Source organism: Paraburkholderia sp. 35.1 (assembly GCF_050436525.1).
GTDB lineage: Bacteria > Pseudomonadota > Gammaproteobacteria > Burkholderiales > Burkholderiaceae > Paraburkholderia > Paraburkholderia tuberum.
This window is the reverse complement of sequence record NZ_JBNDMJ010000002.1, coordinates 1,206,408-1,226,528: the sequence shown is the minus strand read 5'-3', so window position 1 is coordinate 1,226,528 and position 20,121 is coordinate 1,206,408. Positions and strand designations below refer to the sequence as shown.

Annotated in this window: 16 protein-coding genes and 2 pseudogenes; 11 read left to right on the top strand and 7 right to left on the bottom strand. The window is 64.3% G+C overall.

Going from position 1 to position 20,121, the window contains the following annotated elements; all coding sequences use genetic code 11:
• Positions 1-8: 8 nt before the first annotated feature.
• The gene (locus OKW27_RS11610; RefSeq protein WP_090807050.1) at positions 9-875 is read right to left on the bottom strand and encodes an alpha/beta hydrolase; all 867 of its coding nucleotides are present in this window, start codon (positions 873-875) and stop codon (positions 9-11) included.
• Positions 876-1,050: 175 nt separating this feature from the next.
• Here OKW27_RS11610 and OKW27_RS11605 point away from each other — a divergent pair, with 175 nt between their 5' ends.
• From OKW27_RS11605 to OKW27_RS11590, 4 genes are all read left to right on the top strand, one after another.
• A complete protein-coding gene (locus OKW27_RS11605; protein WP_018423444.1) occupies positions 1,051-2,055 on the top strand; it encodes a LysR family transcriptional regulator in 1,005 nt (334 codons plus the stop codon).
• 211 nt (positions 2,056-2,266) lie between these two features.
• Positions 2,267-2,572: a DUF4148 domain-containing protein gene (locus OKW27_RS11600; RefSeq protein WP_090807054.1), complete on the top strand. Its 306-nt coding sequence runs from the start codon at positions 2,267-2,269 to the stop codon at positions 2,570-2,572.
• A gap of 14 nt (positions 2,573-2,586) precedes the next feature.
• Positions 2,587-2,724, top strand: a complete 138-nt coding sequence (locus OKW27_RS11595; protein ID WP_018423447.1) for a hypothetical protein — start codon at positions 2,587-2,589, stop codon at positions 2,722-2,724.
• A 180-nt stretch (positions 2,725-2,904) separates the two neighbouring features.
• A complete protein-coding gene (locus tag OKW27_RS11590; RefSeq protein ID WP_018423448.1) occupies positions 2,905-3,885 on the top strand; it encodes an aldo/keto reductase in 981 nt (326 codons plus the stop codon).
• 139 nt (positions 3,886-4,024) lie between these two features.
• Here the strand turns inward: OKW27_RS11590 and OKW27_RS11585 are convergent, their stop codons facing one another.
• From OKW27_RS11585 to OKW27_RS11570, 4 genes and pseudogenes are all read right to left on the bottom strand, one after another.
• Complete coding sequence (locus OKW27_RS11585; protein ID WP_090807058.1) at positions 4,025-4,930, bottom strand: cation diffusion facilitator family transporter; 906 nt, start codon at positions 4,928-4,930, stop codon at positions 4,025-4,027.
• Between the two features lie 172 nt (positions 4,931-5,102).
• Positions 5,103-9,943 (bottom strand): annotated as a pseudogene (locus OKW27_RS11580) (NAD-glutamate dehydrogenase).
• A 185-nt stretch (positions 9,944-10,128) separates the two neighbouring features.
• Positions 10,129-10,989 (bottom strand): alpha/beta fold hydrolase, encoded by an 861-nt coding sequence (locus OKW27_RS11575; RefSeq protein ID WP_429333541.1) that lies wholly within the window; start codon positions 10,987-10,989, stop codon positions 10,129-10,131.
• Positions 10,986-12,023 carry a M14 family zinc carboxypeptidase gene (locus OKW27_RS11570; protein WP_187611215.1) on the bottom strand — a complete coding sequence of 346 codons (1,038 nt, stop codon included), beginning with the start codon at positions 12,021-12,023 and terminating at the stop codon, positions 10,986-10,988. The genes OKW27_RS11575 and OKW27_RS11570 overlap by 4 nt, the downstream gene beginning before the upstream one ends.
• Before the next feature lie 323 nt (positions 12,024-12,346).
• Between OKW27_RS11570 and phnC the strand changes: the two genes are divergently transcribed.
• The 4 genes and pseudogenes from phnC to OKW27_RS11550 all read left to right on the top strand — a co-directional run.
• Positions 12,347-13,231: a phosphonate ABC transporter ATP-binding protein gene (phnC, locus tag OKW27_RS11565; protein ID WP_090807065.1), complete on the top strand. Its 885-nt coding sequence runs from the start codon at positions 12,347-12,349 to the stop codon at positions 13,229-13,231.
• 59 nt (positions 13,232-13,290) lie between these two features.
• Positions 13,291-14,268 (top strand): phosphonate ABC transporter substrate-binding protein, encoded by a 978-nt coding sequence (phnD, locus tag OKW27_RS11560; protein ID WP_090807067.1) that lies wholly within the window; start codon positions 13,291-13,293, stop codon positions 14,266-14,268.
• A complete protein-coding gene (gene phnE / locus OKW27_RS11555) occupies positions 14,265-15,104 on the top strand; it encodes a phosphonate ABC transporter, permease protein PhnE (protein ID WP_184064237.1) in 840 nt (279 codons plus the stop codon). Before phnD ends, phnE begins: the two co-directional genes overlap by 4 nt.
• 62 nt (positions 15,105-15,166) lie before the next feature.
• A pseudogene (locus OKW27_RS11550) lies at positions 15,167-15,421 on the top strand (EamA family transporter); the annotation flags it as partial.
• 199 nt (positions 15,422-15,620) lie between these two features.
• On the opposite strand, the gene OKW27_RS11545 reads toward OKW27_RS11550, so the two are convergent.
• Positions 15,621-15,965 carry a DUF4148 domain-containing protein gene (locus OKW27_RS11545; protein WP_429333540.1) on the bottom strand — a complete coding sequence of 115 codons (345 nt, stop codon included), beginning with the start codon at positions 15,963-15,965 and terminating at the stop codon, positions 15,621-15,623.
• A 254-nt stretch (positions 15,966-16,219) separates the two neighbouring features.
• Here OKW27_RS11545 and OKW27_RS11540 point away from each other — a divergent pair, with 254 nt between their 5' ends.
• Together OKW27_RS11540 and OKW27_RS11535 are read left to right on the top strand one after the other, a co-directional pair.
• Entirely contained in the window at positions 16,220-16,747 is a 528-nt protein-coding gene (locus OKW27_RS11540) for a thioesterase family protein (protein WP_429333539.1), read from the top strand.
• Positions 16,748-16,749: 2 nt separating this feature from the next.
• Positions 16,750-17,715 (top strand): alpha/beta hydrolase, encoded by a 966-nt coding sequence (locus OKW27_RS11535; protein ID WP_429333538.1) that lies wholly within the window; start codon positions 16,750-16,752, stop codon positions 17,713-17,715.
• 41 nt (positions 17,716-17,756) lie between these two features.
• Here OKW27_RS11535 and OKW27_RS11530 read toward each other — a convergent pair whose 3' ends face one another.
• Positions 17,757-18,719 (bottom strand): response regulator, encoded by a 963-nt coding sequence (locus OKW27_RS11530; protein WP_184064225.1) that lies wholly within the window; start codon positions 18,717-18,719, stop codon positions 17,757-17,759.
• A gap of 607 nt (positions 18,720-19,326) precedes the next feature.
• Here OKW27_RS11530 and OKW27_RS11525 point away from each other — a divergent pair.
• Positions 19,327-20,109, top strand: coding sequence for a hypothetical protein (locus OKW27_RS11525; RefSeq protein WP_429333537.1), 783 nt, complete (start codon positions 19,327-19,329; stop codon positions 20,107-20,109).
• Positions 20,110-20,121 lie beyond the last annotated feature (12 nt).

The following is a 20,121-nucleotide window of genomic DNA, read 5'->3' as shown; positions in this document are numbered from 1 at the left end:
ATTTCTGTTTATCGATGAGCGCGCGCGTCGAAGCGCCACTGGAAAAAGCGCACCGCTTCCTGCAAAGCGGGCGGATGATCGGCGAGCGCCGCGTGCGACACGCTCGGAAAGCGCACCACCTGGGTCTGCACGCCCGCGTCGATCAGATTGCTTGCATACTTCTCGGCCTCGACGTGCAGCACGTCGTTCTGCGCGGTCGCGATCAGCGTGGCCGGCAAGCCGGCGAGCCGCGACGATTCGAGCGGCGCCGCATACGGATGCATGCGCTGAGACGCTTGCGGCAGATACGCGCGATAACACGCGGCGCACTCGCGCGCGGTGATGTCGGAACCGAGCCGCTGCTCGTCGCCGAGCCGCGTCAGGCTCGGATCCAGCATCGGGCCGAACAGCGCCTGCGCGCTGATCGGCACGTCGCCACGATCGCGCGCGATGAACGCAAGACAATTGGCGAGTTGGCCGCCCGCGTCATGGCCCGCCACGCCGATCTTTCTGCTATTGCCACCAAACGCCCGCGCCCGCGTCTGCACCCACAGCGCCGCGCGATGCGCGTCTTCCGGCGCGGCTGGAAACGGAAACCGCGGCGCGAGCGAATAGCCGACCGACACCACGAGCGCCGGTAAATGTTCTGCGAAATACCGCGCGGCGAAGTCCGCGCACTCGATCGAACCCTTCGTAAAACCGCCGCCGTGAAAATAAAGCAGCACCGGCAACGCGGTTTTTTTCGTCAGCCGATACAGCCGCAACGTAATGGGTTGAGCGTACCCATCGATATCCACGTCGGTGACTTCAAGTGTCGGGTCGTTGGCCTCAGCGCCAGTGTCTTCGGCGGAAACGCCGGTGGAAAAAGGCGGGTACGGCGATTTGAATGCATCCATGTCGAGCCGCGCAAATGCGCATAGAACTTCAATGGTGCGAATTGTGGGTTCGGCAGACTCGCAAATAAATGCCTATAATCCGGCAACACAATTCGGTGCCTTTGAACAATCCCGTTGTGATTGTTTTCGCGGACTCCATTCCCGCCTGTGCACCAGCCCCTTCTGGAGGTTTGCAATGGACCGGCTTCAGGCCATGCAAGTGTTCACGCGCGTCGTCGACACCAACAGCTTTACCCGCGCAGCGGAAACGCTCGACCTGCCGCGCGCATCGGTTACTACGATTATTCAGAACCTCGAAGCGTTTCTCGGCACGCGGCTGATGCACCGGACCACCCGCCGTCTGTCGCTGACGCCCGATGGCGCCGCGTACTACGAGCGCTGCGTGCGCATCCTCGCGGATGTCGAAGAGACCGAGGCGAGTTTCCAGAGCGGCAACAAGAAGCCGCACGGCAAGCTACGCATCGACATGCCGGGCTCGATTGGCCGTCTGCTCGTCATTCCGTCGCTGTGCGAATTCCACACGCGCTATCCGGACATCGATCTGCAACTGGGCCTGACCGACCGGCCCGTCGATCTGCTGCAAGAAGGTGTCGATTGCGTGGTGCGTGTCGGCGCGTTGCAGGATTCGTCGCTGGTCGCGCGCCGCATCGGTCTGTTCGAGGGCGTGACCTGCGCGTCGCCCGACTACATCAAGCGCGCGGGCGTGCCCGCTTCGCTCGAAGATCTCGACAATCACAAAGCCGTCAACTACTTCTCGAGCCGCACGGGACGCACGCTCGACTGGGCGTTCCTGGTGAACGGCAACGAAGTGGAAGTGAAGATGAAAAGCATCGTGTCGGTCAACGACGCGGATGCCTACGTGACCTGCGGACTCGAAGGCTTCGGCCTGATTCAGCCGGCGCGCTTCATGGTGCTGCCGCATCTGGGCTCGGGTCAGCTCGTCGAAGTACTGCCGGACTTGAAACCCTTGCCGATGCCGATTTCGGCAGTCTATCCGCACAGTCGTCATCTGTCGCCGAAAGTCCGCGTTTTCGTAGACTGGATCGCGGAGCTGTTCGATCGTTGCCCATTGCTGAGCGGACGCGGCACTCTCGACGCCACCTGCACGAAGCGCACATTCGAGCAGCGCGAGTCCGCGCCGGCACTCGACACGCCGGTGATGACCGAATGGGTCGCATGAAGTACGGGAAGTGAAACAGTGAATTCCAGCCGCGGCGCCAATGCCGCGGCAACCGTGCAATCGCACGGCCCCGATGAAGCCTCGCTCGCGATTGTTCCTGAATCGCGACAATTCATTTCGCAAAACCGCGATTTATCCATACCGCGTCGACGTCTACATTTCACCCTGTCGCGGCGCCATCGCGCTGCCAATGAATCGACAGGAGTGAATCATGAAACGCAATCTGTTGGCAGGCCTCGCTCTGTCACTGCTCGTCAGCGTTCCGGCATTTGCGCAAGGCGGCGGCGGTATCGGCCGCGCGGGAACGTATGACACGCAACCGGCGCCGAGCGCGAGCACGAAGACACGCGCCGAGGTCAAGGCCGAACTGGTCGCCGCGTATCGCGACGGCTCGCTGCCCTCACTGAATCGCACCTCGTATCCGGACAAAGGCCTGATCGGCCAGACGCAAGCCGCGCGCATCGCGTTGCAGGAAGGAACGAACGGCGAAGTGACGCGCGTTGCGGAGGGCCAGTAACGAGTTAGAAGAAGTTGATTCAGAACCCGGCGCGCTTGCGGCGCAAAACTGCGCGCCTCTTCATCGAGGAGCACATCATGACACCATCGGAACTCGACAACTGGAATACCGACACGCCCGTGTGGACACCGTATCGCCCGGTACAGCATTGAGCGTTGGCTGTCGTTCACGGCACTCGGCGTCATGCGCCCGCGAAGTGGCTTCGCGGGCGCATTTGCATTGAAGCGATCGAAAGCGGTGCGGCCTGTGACGACGCGCTTGCTGTCGTTTCCCTATAATCGAACTTCCTTCCCTCGCAGCGGGTTTGTGCGCTTCACTATAGGAGCAACACGATGGATTATGTGAAACTCGGCCGCACCGGCCTCGATGTATCGCGTCTCTGTCTCGGCTGTATGAGTTATGGCGTACCTTCGCGCGGCACGCACCCCTGGTCGCTCGACGACGAAGCCGCGCGGCCTTTCATCAAGCAGGCGCTCGATCACGGCATCAACTTCTTCGACACGGCCAACGTCTATTCGGACGGCACCAGCGAGGAAATCGTCGGCCGTGCGCTGAAGGACTTTGCGAAGCGCGATGAGATCGTGCTAGCCACCAAGGTCAATAGCCGCATGCATCCGGGCCCGAACGGCGCGGGGCTGTCGCGCAAGGCGATCATGGCGGAGATCGATAACAGCCTGCGGCGGCTCGGTACCGACTATGTCGACCTGTATCAGATCCATCGCTGGGACTACGGCACGCCGATCGAAGAAACGATGGAAGCGCTGCACGACGTCGTGAAAGCCGGCAAGGCGCGCTATCTCGGCGCGTCGTCGATGTACGCATGGCAGTTTGCCAAGGCGCTGCAGGTGGCCGAGCGCAATGGCTGGACGCGCTTCGTGACGATGCAGAACTACGTGAATCTGCTGTACCGCGAGGAAGAGCGCGAAATGCTGCCGCTGTGCGAAAGCGAAGGCATCGGCGTGATTCCGTGGAGTCCGCTTGCCCGCGGACGCTTGACGCGCGACTGGGACACCGAAAGCGCGCGCTCGGAAACCGATGAATTCGGCCGCACGCTGTACGCGCACACGCAGGAAGCGGATCGGCGCATCGTCGAGCGGGTCAGCGAGATCGCGAAAGAGCGCGGCGTGCCGCGCGCGCAGGTTGCGCTAGCGTGGGTGCTGCAGAAGAAGCCGATTACCGCGCCGATTGTTGGTGCTACCAAACTGCATCATCTCGACGATGCGGTTGCGGCGCTCTCGTTGAAGCTCAGTGACGACGAAGTTCGCCGGCTCGAAGAACTGTATGTGCCACATGCGGTGGCGGGGTTCAAATAAACGCTGTGAAGCGTACTGGCATCCAGTCGGGACGGGCGGAATGACCCGCGATCGCAGCGCACGTCGCTTCGCCTCCTCTCGCCTCCTCTCGTCCGCGGGGTTCATGGACCCGATTCATGCCCGAGTGGAGAAGTCTTCTTTAATTGCGCGGCACATCCGGTTCGAAGAACACCCAGCGCACCTGAGGAAACGTGGCCTGCAGATCGGCCTCGATGACGTTGATCGCATCGACCATCGCGCGGCCGCTCGCGTAGTCGATCATTTCCGCCTGCACCGCCACCACCACGTGACGCCCCCACTGCAGCGTGATCAAGTTGATGATGCCGCGAATCTCGGGACGCGCGCGCAGATGCGCGTCGATGGCGCTGCGCACTTCCGGGCTCGCCGATTCGCCGACGAGCATCGACTTCACTTCACGCGCGACGAGCCACGCGATCGTCATCAGCAGAAAACCGATCCCCACCGAGCCGAGCGCGTCATACACGGGGCTGCCGGTCACCATCGTCGATAGCACCGCGACGAAGGCGATCGCGAGACCGAATAGCGCGGCGATATCTTCGCCGGCCACGACCAGCAGATCCGATTCGCGCGTTTCGCGAAACCAGTGCCACAGATTTTTATCCGGATGCGTCTTGCGAATCTCCTTGACCGCGCCCCACAACGATAGCGATTCGAGCACTACCGACACACCGAGCACCGCCAACGCGACGAACGCATATTGCAACGGCTCGCGCGCAATCAGTCGATGCACGCCCTCATACACCGAAAACGCACCGCCGACGAAAAACAGCAGCAACGCAACCAGCAGCGAATAGAAGTTGATTTCGCGGCCGCTGCCCATCGGATGCAAAGGGCTCACCGGCTTGCGCGCTTCGCGCAGTCCGAATAGCAGCAGCAGTTGATTGCCGCAGTCGGCGGTGGAGTGAATCGCTTCGGCGAACATCGATCCGGAGCCGGTGAACGCCGCCGCGGCGAACTTGCAGACGGCGATGCCGAAGTTGGCGGCGAGTGCGTAGAAAATGGCTTTCGGCGATTCTTCTTTCATCTGCTGGCGGGGGTCGGTGAGTGGGCTGGGTATTGTTGGGTATTGCACGAGCGAAGTGATCGGCAAGTACTCGATATTATGGATGACAACGACACACCCGCTCGCAGGAATCGGACCTGATGTGCCGTCGTGCCGCCAGTTCCCCAGGCGTCCTTTGCACCATTCGTGCGACTCACGCCCTCTCGAGCGCCGCCATCTCCCGTACGACAACCAGCAGCACCGAAAGACTCGCGCCGCCCGTCGCGCGCAGATCGGTCAGCAGGCGCGTATAACGCTCGAGCTGTGCCGCGCGTTTGTCGCGCCACGCTTGCACCAGCGAATCGGGCGTCGACGCATCGGTCGCGCCGGCCAATGCGCTCGTGGTCAGCGCGCGCTTGAGCCGCGCTAGTTCGGCGAGCGCCGATGCGCGCGCGAGCATGTCCCAATGCGTCGGCGCCGGCAACGAGGCGGCGCGCTCGCTGATCCAGCTGTAATTCAGCAGCGTGCCGAGCGCGAAGTAGACGCCCGCGACCTGTTCGAGATTGCGCCCGCACGTCGACGCGACTTCGGCGATATCGAGCAGAGCGGCCGACACCTCGCCGCTCGCGATCCGCACCGCGAGATCGCTATCGACACCCGCATCGACGAACACCCGTTGCCGCTCCGACAACGCTTCGAGGTCCGCGCCAGGCAACAGCGCCGGCCATTGTGGCGCGAGACGCTGCGCGGCGTCGCGACAGCGCGCGAGCAAGCCGGTCACATCGTCGCCGGCCGCGCCCGTTTGCAGATGCCGCAGGAACCACAGCGCCGAACGTTCGACGAGCCGCGCGACCTCCGCGAACATGCGTGCCTGCACGTCGTCGGGAACGCGGTTGTCGAGCGCGTCGATGCTGCGCCAGATCTGATCGAGATCGAACACGTCGCGCGCCATGATGCACGCGCGCACGATGTCGCCGGGCTGTGCATCGGTCTCCTCCATCAGCCGATGCACGAACTCGCAGCCGACGCGATTCACGAGCGCATTGGTCAGATGCGTCGCGAGGATTTCACGGCGCAGCGGATGGCGCTGCATCGGTTCGCGGAAACGCTGCTGCAGAGGTTTCGGAAAGTACTCGATCAACATATCGCTAACGAGAGCGGGTCTTCCGGCATCGACGATTCGAGCAGCGCGTCATAGAGCCACATCTTGCTGTACGCGAGCAGCACCGCGCGCTCGGGTGTCGTCAGTCCCTGCTTCGCGGCCGCGCGCTCGGCGATGTCCTCGTCGGTGGGCAGAAACTCGATCACGCGATTGAGCCGCCCCGCCTTCTCCAGATAGCGCATCAGGCGCGCTTCGGCATCGAGCAGCGCCACGCCAAACCGGCCCGCGATCGACAAAGCCTGGGTCTGATAGTAGTTGTCCGTCAGCACGAGCAGACCGACTTCATCGGTCATTTCGGCAAGCAACGCATTGCGCTGCTTCTCCGTCATCTCGCCGTCGGCGACGACGAGGCCCAGCAGAATCTTGATGTTGACCTCGTGATCGGAGCAATCGACACCGGCCGAATTATCGATCGCATCGGTATTGATGCGGCCGCCGCGCTGCGCGAACTCGATGCGCCCGAGTTGCGTCAAGCCGAGATTGCCCCCTTCGGCCACGACCTTGCAGCGCAGATCCGCACCGTTCACGCGGATCGCGTCGTTCGCGCGATCGCCCGCCTGCTGATTGGTCTCGCGGCTCGCCTTCGCATAGGTGCCGATGCCGCCGTTGTAAAGCAGATCGACCGGCGCCTGCAGAATCACGCGCATCAGCTCGGCCGGCGAGAGCGCCGCCGCGCTGATCCCGAGCGCCACCTGCACCGCCGTCGACAGCGGAATCGTCTTCGCGCTGCGCGGGAACACGCCGCCGCCGGCGGAGATCAGCGACGGATCGTAATCGGCCCAGCTCGAACGGTCGAGCATGAAGAGCCGCGCGCGCTCCGCCATGCTCGCCGCGGGATCGGGATTCGGATCGAGAAAGATATGGCGGTGATCGAACGCGGCGAGCAGCTTGATATGCGGCGACAGCAGCATGCCGTTGCCGAACACGTCGCCCGACATGTCGCCGACACCGACCACCGTGAAGTCCTCGCTCTGCGTGTCGACGCCGATTTCGCGGAAGTGCCGCTTGACCGACTCCCACGCGCCGCGCGCGGTGATGCCCATCTTCTTGTGGTCATAGCCGACCGAGCCGCCCGACGCGAACGCGTCGTCGAGCCAGAAACCGTATTCCTGCGAGATTGCATTCGCGTAGTCGGAAAACGTGGCCGTGCCCTTGTCGGCGGCGACGACCAGGTACGGGTCGTCGGGATCGTGGCGCACCACGTCAGGCGGTGGCACGACGTCGGTGCTCGCCAGATTGTCGGTCACGTCGAGCAAGCCGCGCAGGAAGGTCTGATAACACGCGACGCCTTCGCGCATCCACGCATCGCGCTCGCCCTGCGGCGGCGGATTCTTGACGACGAAGCCGCCCTTCGAGCCGACCGGCACGATCACCACGTTCTTCACCATCTGCGCCTTCATCAGGCCGAGCACTTCCGTGCGGAAATCCTCGCGCCGATCAGACCAGCGCAGGCCGCCGCGCGCGACGCGCCCGCCTCGCAGATGGACGCCCTCGACGCGCGGCGAATAAACCCAGATCTCGAACATCGGTTTCGGCTCGGGCAAGCCGGGCACCTGGGCGGGATCGAACTTGAACGACAGATACGGCTTCGGTTGGCCCTGAGCGTCATGGCGGTAGTAGTTGGTGCGCTTGGTCGCCTTGATCACGCCGAGGAACTGCCGCAGGATGCGGTCTTCGTCGAGATTAGGCACCTGGTCGAGCGCGCTGTCGATCGTCTCCAGACAAGCGTTGACGCGGGCCTCGCGTACCGCGCCGAGCGCCGGATCGAAGCGCGCGATGAACAGGTCGACGAGCATGCGCGCAATCGCCGGATTGCCGGTCACCGCGCGTTCGATATACGCGTCGCTGAACGTCGAACCGACTTGCCGCAAATACTTCGCGTAAGCGCGCAGAATCGTCACCTCGCGTGCATTGAGCTGCGCGCGCAGCACGAGGCGGTTGAAGTCGTCGCTTTCGATCGTGCCGGTCCACACCTGCTCGAACGCCTGTTCGAACAGATCCTTGACCCGCTCGATGTCGAACTCGGTATCGTCCGCGAGTTCGAGGCCGAAGTCGTGGATCCACGCGGGCATCGCACCGGGCGCCTCGATCAGATGAGGCCGCTCTTCGTCGACGCGCACGCCCAGATGTTCGAGCATCGGCAAGCTGCGCGACAGTGCGATCGGCAGCCCCGCGCGATACACCTTGAAACGGAACGCGCGCGGTCCCGATTCGATCGGCCTGTACAGGTTCATCGCGAGCCGCTCGCTGCCCTGCACGCGCTCGATCAGTTCGATATCACGCACGGCCGTGCGCGCCGGATAGTCGTCGCGATAGCCGGCCGGGAACGAATCGGCGTAGTGCTGCAGCAAACGGTTGCCCTGCTCTTCGCCGTACGCGTCGAGCAATGCGTCGGCCAGATCGTCCTGCCAGCGTCGCGCGACCTGCACGAGGCGCGCTTCGAGCTCGCGCGTGTCGACGCTCGGCATGCCGCCCGCCTTGGCATGGACGACGAAATGAATTCGCGCGAGCGTCGACTCCGACAGCAGCGGCGTGAATTCGACGTTCTCGCCATTGAATGCGTCGGCGAGCAGGTTCGCGATGCGCTGCCGCAGATCGGTGTTGTACTTGTCGCGCGACACGAACACGAGGCACGATACGAAGCGATCGAAGCGATCGCGCCGCACGAACAGCCGCGTGCGCTGATGCTCCTGCAAATGCAGCACGCCGAGGGCGGTGTCGTATAGCTGGTCCTCGTCGGCCTGGAACAATTCGTCGCGCGGATAGGTCTCGAGCACCGTCACCAGCGATTTCGCCAGATGACCTTTCGGCAGGAATGCGGCGCGTCTGACGATATTTGCGCATTTGCGCCTCACAATCGGAATCTCCGCAGCCGACACGAAATAAGCGGTCGACGTATACAGGCCGATGAAGCGCCGCTCGCCCGTCACCTTGCCATCGGCGCCGCTCAGCTTGATGCCGACATAGTCGAGATAGCCGGGCCGGTGCACCGTGGCGCGCGAATTGGCCTTAGTCAGAAAGATCGGCGACGACCCGGAGATGATCTCCGTTGCCGCCGGCGGCAACGGCGTGACTTCCGCCGCGCCGCCCGGCTGCTGCGCATCGCGCAGAATGCCGAGACCGGAGCCCGCGACCGCCCGCAAACCGAAGCCGCCGTCGTGCTGCACCAGTTCGTAATCACGATGGCCGAGGAACGTGAAATGATCGGCGACCATCCATTCGACGAACGCGCGCGCTTCGACGCCCTCGGGACCGGTTTCGCGCACCTTCATATCTTGAATGGTCTGCTTCGCGCGTTCGATGATTTTCGGCCAATCCTCGACCGCCGCGCGCACGTCGCCGAGCACGCGCGCGATGTCGTCGCGCAATGCGTCGAGTTTTGCGGCATCGCCACAACGATCGACCTCGAAATGGATGCACGAGGTCAGATGCGAGCGCGTATCGCCGGCTTCTTCGGCACCTTGGCTCACGCGCGCGATGCTGCCGTCCGGCGCGCGCCAGACCCGAAATACCGGATGGACGACCGAATGCAGCGCGAGCCGATGCCGGTTGACCGACATCGCGACCGAATCGACGAGGAACGGCATGTCGTCGTTGACGATTTCGATCACCGTGTGATCGGAATGCCAGCCATGCTGTTCGAGGATCGGGTTATACACGCGCAGCCGCTGCTCGCCCGGCACGAAGCGCTGCGCGGTCTGCCAGTGGGCCAGCGCCGCGCCGTACAGATCGGCGATCGAGCGGCTTTGCAGATCGCCCGCGTCGACGAAATCGTAGTAATGCCGCAGGAAGGGTTCGACGATATTGAAGGCCGGCTCCGGCAACCGCCCCCGCGCAAATTCGACAACATCGTTCAGCAGGTGTGTGACGGCTTCTTCGTTCTTTGCTTGCATGATCGACTCCCCCGGCTGGCGGCAATGGTGAGTATCGCGTGATTCGCAGGCAACGTCTGACTTGGAATTATGCGCCTGCCGTACGCGATACGGCCGTTTCGCGCAGTCAGGTAATACCCGCTGACCGGTCGTCGAAGAATCGCCAGGCCCTAGCATCGCTGCGGCGCGGCAACGCCGTGCGCGGCTCAGCGCGCGGGCTTTGCGGGCGCCGGTGCCGGCGCGGCCGCATCGCTATTCTCGGCGCGCTGGGTAAGCCACGCGCGAATCTGCGCGGCCGTCCACGCGGGATCGTCATGGGGTAGATCGTGGCCGGCCCACGAATGCTTGCGATGCGGCGCGCCCCACGCCGCCGCGAGCTTCGCCGAACAGACCGGGTTGACGAGCCCATCGGCTTCCGACGACAGAATCAGCAGTGCACACTCCGGCGCGGCGGGCGCCGCGCTAAAGCACGCGGCCGCCCACAATTGCCGCAGCGCATTCGCGCGGCTCACCGGCGCGCTGCGGCGAATCGCGGTCCAGGCAGCGAGATCCGCGCCCAAGGTGTGGAGGTTATTGCACGTGAGTCGATGGATGCCGCTCTCGGCATCGGCGGCATCGCTCCAATGCGCCGCGACGCCGAGCAGACCAGGCCACGCCGACGGCCGCAGCCGCTCGTGCATGCGGCTGAATGGCCGCATGCTCGTATTGATCAGCACGAGCCGTTCGATCTCGCCGGGATGACGCTGTGCCCAGTGGGTCGCAACCATGCCGCCGAGCGACATCGCGAGCACGTTGTAGGGGCCCGGCACACCCGTTTCGAGCGCTGCCTGCCGCACGAATGCGACCATGCCCGCGACGCTCGCGGGCGCGCGCCGCCGCACGTATTCACCGTTGCCAGGCAGATCGAGCAGCAGCAAACGCAAGCCGGTCGTGCTCGTTGCGGCTGGGGTTGCATCGCGCAAGCGATCGCCCGAAATTTGACCCAGGGTTTCGCGCAACGCCGCCGGCAAGCGCCCCCAATGCCGCGTTTCCCGCGTCAGTCCGCGCAGCAGAATCCATGTGCTCATACGCGATCCGGCCCGTACCAGTGATCGAGCGCGCTTTGCAGCAACTGCTCGCGACGATTGCCTTGCGGCAGCCAGCGCTGCGCCGAAAACGCCGCGCGCGCGAGGAAGTCGAACAGGTTCGCATGGCGCCGCAGCACGCGCGCGGTGCGATGCTCCATGACCGGATTGAACATGCCCTGCCGCGAAAACAACTGCCGCGGGTTTTTCTTGATCCACAGCCACGAGCCGAGTTCGAGCGTCATCGGCAGAAAGACGTTCGGCGCCGGCGTGCGGTCATACGCGTAGTCCCACAGATCGCCGTGCAGCAGATACTGATGGCTTTGCGGCTCGAACGTGTAGCCGTGATGCGGATGCGCGTGTTCGAACATGCTCTTCAACACGTACATTTCGGGCAGATGCGGCATCTGCCGGCGGGTTCGGGCGTACGGAAACCAGATGCTGTCGCTCCAGCCGTAGCCGGAATGGCAATCGAGCGCGATGCTCAACGGCCGCGCGGCGAGCTGCGTCTCGACGACATGCAGCAGCGCGGCCGCCTCGACCTCCATCGGCTCGCCCGCGCGGCCGCGATACCAGGGCAACCACGCGCCGACGCGCTGGCCGCCCGCCAGCAGCGGCACGCGCGCGTCGGCGTCTTGCGGTGCGTTGCGCATCAGGTCGACGCCGCGCGGATTCGCGCGCGTCGCTGCCCACATGCCGCCGGGATTCGCGATCGGTAAAAAGATCAGCCGGATGGACTGCAATTGCCGCACCAGCAATTCGTCCCATTCGAGCCGAGCGAGCAGCGCGCGCATATAGTCGAGGACGAGTTGCGAGCCGATTCGCTCGAGCCCGTGAATCCCGCCGAAAAAGCCAATGGCCGGCGCGAGCGGATCGGATGAACCGATGCTCGCGGTGTAGACGGAAAAGCGCCGGCCGCGTACCTCGGTCTCGCAGACCGCGCGGATTTCGAAGCTCGCCCTGCCCTGGTCGAGTATCGACTTGAGATCTTCATATTCGGCAAAACTGTCCGGAAGAAAGCTCAAAGGAGTCGGCATGACGGCGTGACCGGAGTGTCGGGATTATTAAGGAGGGCCGGAAAACCCGCACTATAGCCTGGCTGTGTGTCAGCACGCGCGAGCGCGCACGTGTGCACGCGAATCGTGTCATCCGTATGTCAATTTCCGTTTGAATCACTGACTTCGCAATGACTTCGCAATGACTTCGTTTTGCCATCCTGACGACACATGACACAGCGGAAAACGCCACGCACAAAGATGTAGTCGTCTAGACGTTGCGATGCCTTCACTCAACCGTCACAGTCGCTTCCTAGAATGAGCCCACACCTGCCGGCAGTGGCCGCATGCAAGAGGGAATACAGATGGAAGCGATCCGTGAAGCTATTCGAATCGAGCGTTTGAGCAAGACGTTCGGTAACGGCCGCAAAGCGCTCGACGAAATCGATCTGCGCGTCGCGCCCGGTGAAATGGTCGCGCTGATCGGCGCGTCCGGCTCGGGAAAATCGACGTTGCTGCGGCATATCGCGGGCTTTACCGCGTCGGACGCGCAGCCGTCGCAAATCGAGATTCTCGGCCGGCCGATCCAGCAGAACGGCCGCATCGTGCGCGAGGTGCGCAGCATTCGCCGCGACATCGGCTTCGTGTTCCAGCAGTTCAATCTGGTGAACCGGCTGTCGGTCGAAACCAACGTGCTGATCGGCGCGCTCGCGCGCCTGCCGTGGTGGCGCCGTCTCTCCGGCCGCTTCCCGCGCGCGGAACGCGCGCTGTCGCGGGCCGCGCTGCACGAGGTCGGGATCGGCGAATATGCGCGCGAGCGGGCCGCGAACCTGTCGGGCGGTCAACAGCAACGTGCCGCGCTCGCACGGGCGCTGGTGCAACGTGCGCAAATCGTGCTCGCCGACGAGCCGATTGCCTCGCTCGATCCCGAGTCGTCGCGCCGCGTGATGGACATGCTGCAAGCGCTGAACGTCGAGCACCGGATCACGGTGCTGGTGTCGCTGCATCAGGTCGACATCGCGCTGCAGTACTGCGCGCGCACGGTCGCGCTGCGTCGCGGCAAGGTGGTCTATGACGGCCCTTCCAGTGCGCTGACACCGGCGCTGCTAAAGAAACTCTACGGCGGCGATGCGCGCGAACTGCTCGACGACGCGACGCACGACGCAGACGAAACTCACGACGAGCCTGACACCCCCGACACCGCCGCCGCGCGCTACGCGTTCGCGTTGAACGCCGCGCCGTCGAACTGAACCGCGCACGCTGTCGCGCGCTTTTGATTCTCTCCGTCCACTCAACCGGATCTCAACCGATGAAATTCCTGCGCTCCCTGATCACGCTCGCGGCCGGCGCTGCCGCTTTCGCCTGCATCGCCGCGGCCCACGCCGAGGACATCAACCTCGGAATCATCTCGACCGATTCGTCGGCGGTGCTCAAGCAACGCTGGGAACCGCTGATCGATGACATGAAGAAACAGACCGGCCTGAACGTGAAGGCATTCTTCGCGACCGATTACGCGGGCATCATCGAAGGCATGCGCTTTAACAAGGTGCAGGTCGGCTATTTCGGCAACGCGTCGGCGATCGAAGCCGTCGATCGTTCGAGTGGCGAAGTATTCGCGAAAGCGCAGCACGCGAACGGCGACAGCGGCTACTACTCGCTGCTGATCACCAACGTGAACAGCCGCTTCAAGACGCTCGACGACGTGTTCAAGGACACGAAGAGCGTGACGCTCGGGTTCGGCGATCCGAACTCGACGTCGGGCACGCTGGTGCCTGGCTACTACCTGTTCGCGAAGCACAACGCGCCGGTCTACACGTCGTTCAAGAGCGTGCTGCCGTCGAGCCACGAAGCGAATCTGCTGGCCGTCGTCAACAACAAGATCGACATCGCGACCAACAACAGCATGATGATGGAAACGCTGAAGCGCGAGCATCCGGACAAGTTCGCGCAGGTGCGCGTGCTGTGGACCTCGCCGCTGATTCCTTCGGACCCGCTCGTGTGGCGCAAGGATCTGCCGGAAGCGACGAAGGACAAGCTGCGCAAGTTCTTCCTGAACTACGCGAAAACCGATTTGCACGAAAAAGCGGTGATGGCCGGCATCACCGAGTACAGCGGCTTCGAGGCATCGTCGGATCAGCAACTGCTGCCGATTCGCGAGATCGTGCTGTTCCAGCAGAAGCAGAAGATCGAGAACGATGCACATCTGTCCGATAGCGACCGCAAGACGCAATTGGCCGCTCTCGACGCGAAGCTGAGCGCGCTCAGCAACGCACAGTCGAAGCAATGAACTCCGCCGATCTGAGCACGTCGCCCGCGCGCGCGAGCGAAGCGGCCGCCGCGCGGACGGCGCAAGATAAAGATCGTGCCGGCAAGCGCAGCTGGTGGTCGTTGCTCGGCTGGATCGCGGTGCTCGCGGTACTCGGCGGTGCATGGCACGGCGCCGACATGCGGCCGCTCGATCTGCTCAGCGACTCGGCCAACATGGGCCAGTTCGCCGCGGACTTCTTCCCGCCCGACTTCACCGAGTGGCGCAGCTACGTGCACGAGATGTACGTGACGCTGGCGGTCGCGATCTGGGGTACCGCGCTCTCCCTCGTCTGCGCGGTGCCTTGCGGCCTGATGTCAGCGCACAATCTCGCGCCGCAGTGGGTCGTGCAGCCGATGCGCCGCCTGATGGACGCATGCCGCGCGATCAACGAAATGGTCTTCGCGATGCTGTTCATCGTCGCGGTCGGCCTCGGGCCGTTCGCCGGCGTGCTCGCGCTGTGGGTGCATACGACGGGCGTGCTCGCCAAACTGTTCGCAGAAGCGGTCGAGGCGATCGATCCGCGCCCGGCCGAAGGCGTGCGCGCAACCGGCGCGACGCGCCTCGACGAAATTGTCTATGCGGTGCTGCCGCAAGTGCTGCCGCTGTGGATCTCGTACGCGCTGTATCGCTTCGAGTCGAACGTGCGCTCGGCGATGGTGGTCGGCATGGTCGGCGCGGGCGGCATCGGCGTCGTGCTGTACGAAGCGATCCGCTCGTTCAACTATGCGCAGACCGCCGCGGTGATGATCATGGTGATCGTCGTCGTGACGGTGATCGATCTCGGCTCGGCGTGGCTGCGTGAACGGGTGATCTGAGGACGGCGCGCGTCGCGCGCGCGGCACTGAGCAGCCGGATTCAAAACGCCATTCCGGCCTTGTTGCTGCCGCTGCCGGCGCTGGCCGCGTGGCCGTATATCGTTGCGTCGGCAGTGCTCGAATGGGGCTATCTGCTCGCGCTGATTCGCGCGTACAGAAGCGGCGATTTCGCTCAGGTCTATCCGATTGCGCGCGGTCTTTCGCCGATGCTCGTGTTCGTCGGCGCACTCGTGTTCGCGGGCGAGGTGCTGAAGCCGCTCGCCGCGGCCGGCATCGCGCTCGTGTCGCGCGGCATCGTCTCGCTCGCCTTTCGGCGCAGACGAGCAGGTTGACGAAGCCGAAATCGTAGGTCGCGCCCGCACCGAGGATGCGCTGCTGGTCGGCGCCCGCGCCCGTCGGGCTCACGACGAACGGTGAACCGAAGCCTCAGCCCGTGCTGTCGGCCGCGCCGCTCGTCAGATTCGACGGTGTCGCGTTGCTGCACTTCGGAAGTGACGTTAGTTGTACACGCTGCAATCAACGCGTGTAATTCACCACCGGCACGGAATACGAAGTCGGCGCGAAATCGGTGCGGCCACCGCGCTGCGACGAGCCATTCGACGGCGCACCGTAGCCGCTATTCTGCGCAGCCTGGTTTTGCGCCGCGACCTTTGCTTCGGCCGCCTGGATATTGGCCGGATAGTCGATCACGTTCGCATTGGACGGATCATGACCGGCCTTTTCGAGCTGAATCAGTTCGGTGCGGACCCGGGCGCGCGCGAGCGGCTGATCGGCCGGATTCGACTGGGCAAACGCCGCGAGCGGCGCGGCAACGAGAGCGGCGATAGCCCCTGCTTCGATCAGCGACCTGATGGACTTCATGATTTCCAACCTCCCGAGATGGCTTCATGCGATTGCCGCGGAGCCTGGTGCGACCATCGGCCATCCGCAGCGGTTAAGGCAGTTTAGAAGCCGGTCGAGCCACGTAGTAAGCCCTGAACCATGAATTCACTGTTGCTATAGCGGCCACAATTCGAGGCCACCACGTTCCGGCGCAGCCTCAACGCGATGCACTACACTGATAACGCCCAACGACGCGCCGCAGCCATCGCATTCGATCGAGGAGGTAGACGCTCATGTCGCATCCCGTTGCCCTGCCCTCTTACCGCGACGGCGTGCGCGCCGAATGGGTCGATTACAACGGTCACATGCGCGACGCGTTCTACCTGCTGATCTTCAGTCTCGCGGTCGACGGGCTGATCGATCTGATCGGCCTGCCCGATGCGGTGCGCAAAGAGCGGCATCGATCGATCTACACGCTCGAAGCGCATCTCAACTATCTGCATGAAATCAAACAAGGCACGCAGGTGCGTGTCGACATGCGCGTGCTCGGCTACGACGCGAAACGTATTCACGTGTACGTCGAAATGTTTGCGCTGGACACGACGCAAAGCCAACGCACCGGCCCCGTCGCCGCGGGCGAGCAGATGCTGCTGCACGTCGATACCAGCGGAGCGCGCGGCGTTGCTTTCGATCCGGACGTCAAAGCGCGCGTACACGAACTCGCGCAAGCCCATGCGGCATTGCCGCCGGCGCGTTTCGCGGGACGTGTGATCGCTTTGCCATGCGCAGCGCAAACGGGAAACACTACTCAAACGGAGTGACCATGCTCGAGCCGGAAATCGCCGCCTTTATCGAACGAGCGAGCGCGCTCTATCCGTCGCATCACGCGGCGATGACGCCGCGCGAGCAGCGCGAGCTGTATGACCGCTACGCCGCGACGTTGACGCCGCCACTGCCCAGCGAACTCACCACACAGGACGCAAGCTTTCGCACCGACGCGGGCCATGCGATCCCGCTACGGCTCTACCGGCATCCAGCGAAGGCAAGCGAACACGGCACGATCCGCGGCACGGTGCTGTATTTTCATGGCGGCGGCTTCGTGCTCGGCTCGCTGAACAGTCATCAGATGGTGACGGCGCGCCTCGCCGCCGACACCGGCCTCGACGTGATCGCGGTCGACTACCGGCTCGCGCCTGAGCATCGCGCGCCGGCCGCGCACGACGACTGCCTCGCGATCACGCGTGCCGCGTTGAACCACCGCCTGCCGTTCGACCTCCCAGAGCGCGCCGCATTGCAACTCGCGGGCGATAGCGCCGGCGGCACGCTCGCGGCAAGCGTCGCGCTACGCCTGCGTGACGAATGTGCGAGCGGGGTGCGCGGCATCGCGCTCGTCTATCCGATGCTCGGCACCGAGCCGCAATTGCCCGCGCGCGACACCGAGTCCGATGCGCCAATGCTGACGCTCGCGGACGTGCATAAGTTTCGCGACGCTTACTGGGGAAAAGGAGAGGAAGCCGACCCAACGCCCGGCCCCGCGTGGACGATCCCGCTCGCCGCAACCCGCTTCGACGAATTGCCGCCGACGCTGGCCATCGGCGCCGAGCACGACCCCCTACGCGACGACGCGCGCGTGTTCGTCGAGCGGATTCGCGAAGCTGGTGGAGATGCCCGGCTGCTGGTCGGCACGGGGCTCGTGCATGGATGCTGGCGCGCGCTTGAAACAAGCCCCGGCGTGCAGGCCATGCACAGGGCTGTATGCGAATTTCTCCGCGAAAACGCACGCCATTAGCGCGACGATGTGCACCGCCACGCCCGGCGCGTTATCGCGGCTCAGCAATTGTGGTCGCCGCGCCACTGCGCGAACGTGACGAGATCGAGGCCGACCTCGGCCGGCTCTATGCGGGTCCAGCCGAAAAACGCGTCGTCCCAGCCAGGAATGCTTTGGGGCGTCAGCGACCGGAACTTCATGCCGCCACGATACGCGAGGTCCGGCCAGAACAGCGGCATCACCTCGCGCGTGGCGAGCTGGCGCAGCAGGTCGGACGGGCCACCCTCGTCGGCGACGATCTCGCCCTGCGAGATCCAGTCGTTCTCGGCCCACGCGACGAACACGCTCGGGTTGCCCGCGGCGTCGAACATCAGGATCACGTTCTGCTCGGGCCGCCAGTAATACTCGACGATGCCCTGAGCGGCCACCACTTCGTCGATCATCTTGCGCGTGCGCGGATCGCAGTAGGTCATGCCGTTTTCGCCGAGCGCGAGCCAGCCCGACTCCGCGCAATGGCGGCTTTTGGCGTCCTTCAGGAAATGCGTGAGGCGATTGGCCGAATCCGCGTCGGTCTTGCGCAGGTACAGGTCGACGATGCCGGCGTTGAAGGCCTTCACCGCGACGGTTTCATCGGCGACGCCGGTAAGCAACACCTTCGCGCAACGCAGGTGCGAGATCGACGACAAAAACTCGACGCCGCCGATGCCCGGCATGTCGTAGTCGACGACGACCGCCGCCACTTCCTCGAAGCGCGACGGCTGCGCGACGATGTCGCGCTCCGCCGAGGTCTCGACGAAGCGCTCGACGCCCGGTTCGCTCAGACACGCCGACGCTGCCGCGAATTCGAGCGAATTCTCGCGTGCGTGCTGGCGGATGTAGTTGAGGGCCGCTTGCGGACGCGTGAAAAACAGGTTCGTGTAGGTGCCCGGGAAGAAACGGCGGAGCGCGTCGAGGTAGCTGTCGTTGTCGTCGACGAAAACTACTGTGGACGGGTAAAAAACGGGAGGTCGAATAAAGTTGTTCATATCTTCACGTGTTTCTCACGCCGCCGCGAAGGTCCCCGACCGACTGGTCGGTCGATCTGACGTTTCGCCAAGCGACTGCCCAAGGAATGCCGGGCGATGCCTCGCCCGCGGGTCCGCATGATCAATGGGTTCTTGTCGCTACTACCGGTGACCGCCTGCCGTCGCTGTTCGCGCCGCTATCGACGCTGTTCGCGCGTCTCGGGTGGCGCAGCCTGGCGCGGGCCTGCCGGCATGTGCGCTGCGAGCCAGTCGCTGCAAATCGCTTTCACACGCCGGATAATCGAACCGTGGCTGCCGGTCGTCTGCAATGGTTCGTATAGTACAGGCTCCGCGCATTGGCGGCACAACTTAAATCGCATTCCTGCAGGCGCCGGCCGCGCAATTGCGGGGACTAATTGGTCGAAAAAGAAAATCGCGGCATGCGGAAAAAATGTCCGCTTCTGTCGTGCCGGCGAATGGCTTTAGCGGCAAGCGCGCGCCGTTCGTGCCAGGGCCGTTCGGACATCAATCATCGTGACGCGCCGCAATATGCCGACAAGAAGCGTCGATGTCGAAATGGTCGTTTATCATCAGTCAATCGCAGTTGCTTAATGGTTGTTGCTTAGATATGACGAATACCGGCAAGATGATGATAGTCGGGCTGCTCGTGGTCGATGCGGGCGTCGCCGGTTATCTGCTGTACCCAAGGGACGATCAGGCGCCGGCCGTGACCGGCGCGGTGACCCGCAGCGTCACCGGCGCGGTGGAATCGGAACCGCAGACCGATGCGACGCGTGCCGCTGGCGCCAGCGTGAGGCCTGCGCAACCCGTGAGCCCGCCCGCGCCGCAATCGGCGCTGCCGCAGATGGAGTCGGCCACTCCGGCTCCGGGAGCCGCTCAGGCGCCTGCTGCGGCGCCCGCCCCCGCCCCGTCCCTGCCCGCCACAGCGGCCGCGCCCGTGCCGAGCGTCACGCCCCAATCGAGCCAGACCGCGAGCGGCCGCATCGATAACGCAGCGTCGCCCGCGGCCAATCCGGCCGCAGGCACGCACGCCCCATCGAAGTCGCAGTCGTACGCACAGGAAAAAGCTCAACCGAGGCCGCAGTACGGGCCGCGCATCGACCAGACCCATGCCCGCCGGCGCGACGACACGCACCCGAACGGCGCCAACCCGGTCGCCGCGATGCTGACGGAACAACTGGTCAAGGAATCGGCGAAACCCGACCCGTCGCTGCCGATGCCGTCCGGCGTCACCGTGCCGTTGCAGTCTGCCAGTCCCCCGGGGGCTGGCGCGGGTAGCGGCCGCGGCACGAATCCGGTCGCGTCGGCGATGACCGATCGGCTCGTCCGCGAATCGTCGAAGGTGGGACCGACGCAGCCCGCCGCGGAGCCGCCCATCATCAAACCCTGAGCGACGCGGGGC

What these genes read in the sequence shown, in the direction of transcription:
- OKW27_RS11610 (WP_090807050.1), bottom strand. Translation starts at nt 875, where the DNA reads ATGGATGCATTCAAATCGCCGTACCCGCCTTTTTCCACCGGCGTTTCC.
- OKW27_RS11605 (WP_018423444.1), top strand. Translation starts at nt 1,051, where the DNA reads ATGGACCGGCTTCAGGCCATGCAAGTGTTCACGCGCGTCGTCGACACC.
- OKW27_RS11600 (WP_090807054.1), top strand. Translation starts at nt 2,267, where the DNA reads ATGAAACGCAATCTGTTGGCAGGCCTCGCTCTGTCACTGCTCGTCAGC.
- OKW27_RS11590 (WP_018423448.1), top strand. Translation starts at nt 2,905, where the DNA reads ATGGATTATGTGAAACTCGGCCGCACCGGCCTCGATGTATCGCGTCTC.
- OKW27_RS11585 (WP_090807058.1), bottom strand. Translation starts at nt 4,930, where the DNA reads ATGAAAGAAGAATCGCCGAAAGCCATTTTCTACGCACTCGCCGCCAAC.
- OKW27_RS11575 (WP_429333541.1), bottom strand. Translation starts at nt 10,989, where the DNA reads ATGAGCACATGGATTCTGCTGCGCGGACTGACGCGGGAAACGCGGCAT.
- OKW27_RS11570 (WP_187611215.1), bottom strand. Translation starts at nt 12,023, where the DNA reads ATGCCGACTCCTTTGAGCTTTCTTCCGGACAGTTTTGCCGAATATGAA.
- phnC (WP_090807065.1), top strand. Translation starts at nt 12,347, where the DNA reads ATGGAAGCGATCCGTGAAGCTATTCGAATCGAGCGTTTGAGCAAGACG.
- phnD (WP_090807067.1), top strand. Translation starts at nt 13,291, where the DNA reads ATGAAATTCCTGCGCTCCCTGATCACGCTCGCGGCCGGCGCTGCCGCT.
- phnE (WP_184064237.1), top strand. Translation starts at nt 14,265, where the DNA reads ATGAACTCCGCCGATCTGAGCACGTCGCCCGCGCGCGCGAGCGAAGCG.
- OKW27_RS11545 (WP_429333540.1), bottom strand. Translation starts at nt 15,965, where the DNA reads ATGAAGTCCATCAGGTCGCTGATCGAAGCAGGGGCTATCGCCGCTCTC.
- OKW27_RS11540 (WP_429333539.1), top strand. Translation starts at nt 16,220, where the DNA reads ATGTCGCATCCCGTTGCCCTGCCCTCTTACCGCGACGGCGTGCGCGCC.
- OKW27_RS11535 (WP_429333538.1), top strand. Translation starts at nt 16,750, where the DNA reads ATGCTCGAGCCGGAAATCGCCGCCTTTATCGAACGAGCGAGCGCGCTC.
- OKW27_RS11530 (WP_184064225.1), bottom strand. Translation starts at nt 18,719, where the DNA reads ATGAACAACTTTATTCGACCTCCCGTTTTTTACCCGTCCACAGTAGTT.
- OKW27_RS11525 (WP_429333537.1), top strand. Translation starts at nt 19,327, where the DNA reads ATGACGAATACCGGCAAGATGATGATAGTCGGGCTGCTCGTGGTCGAT.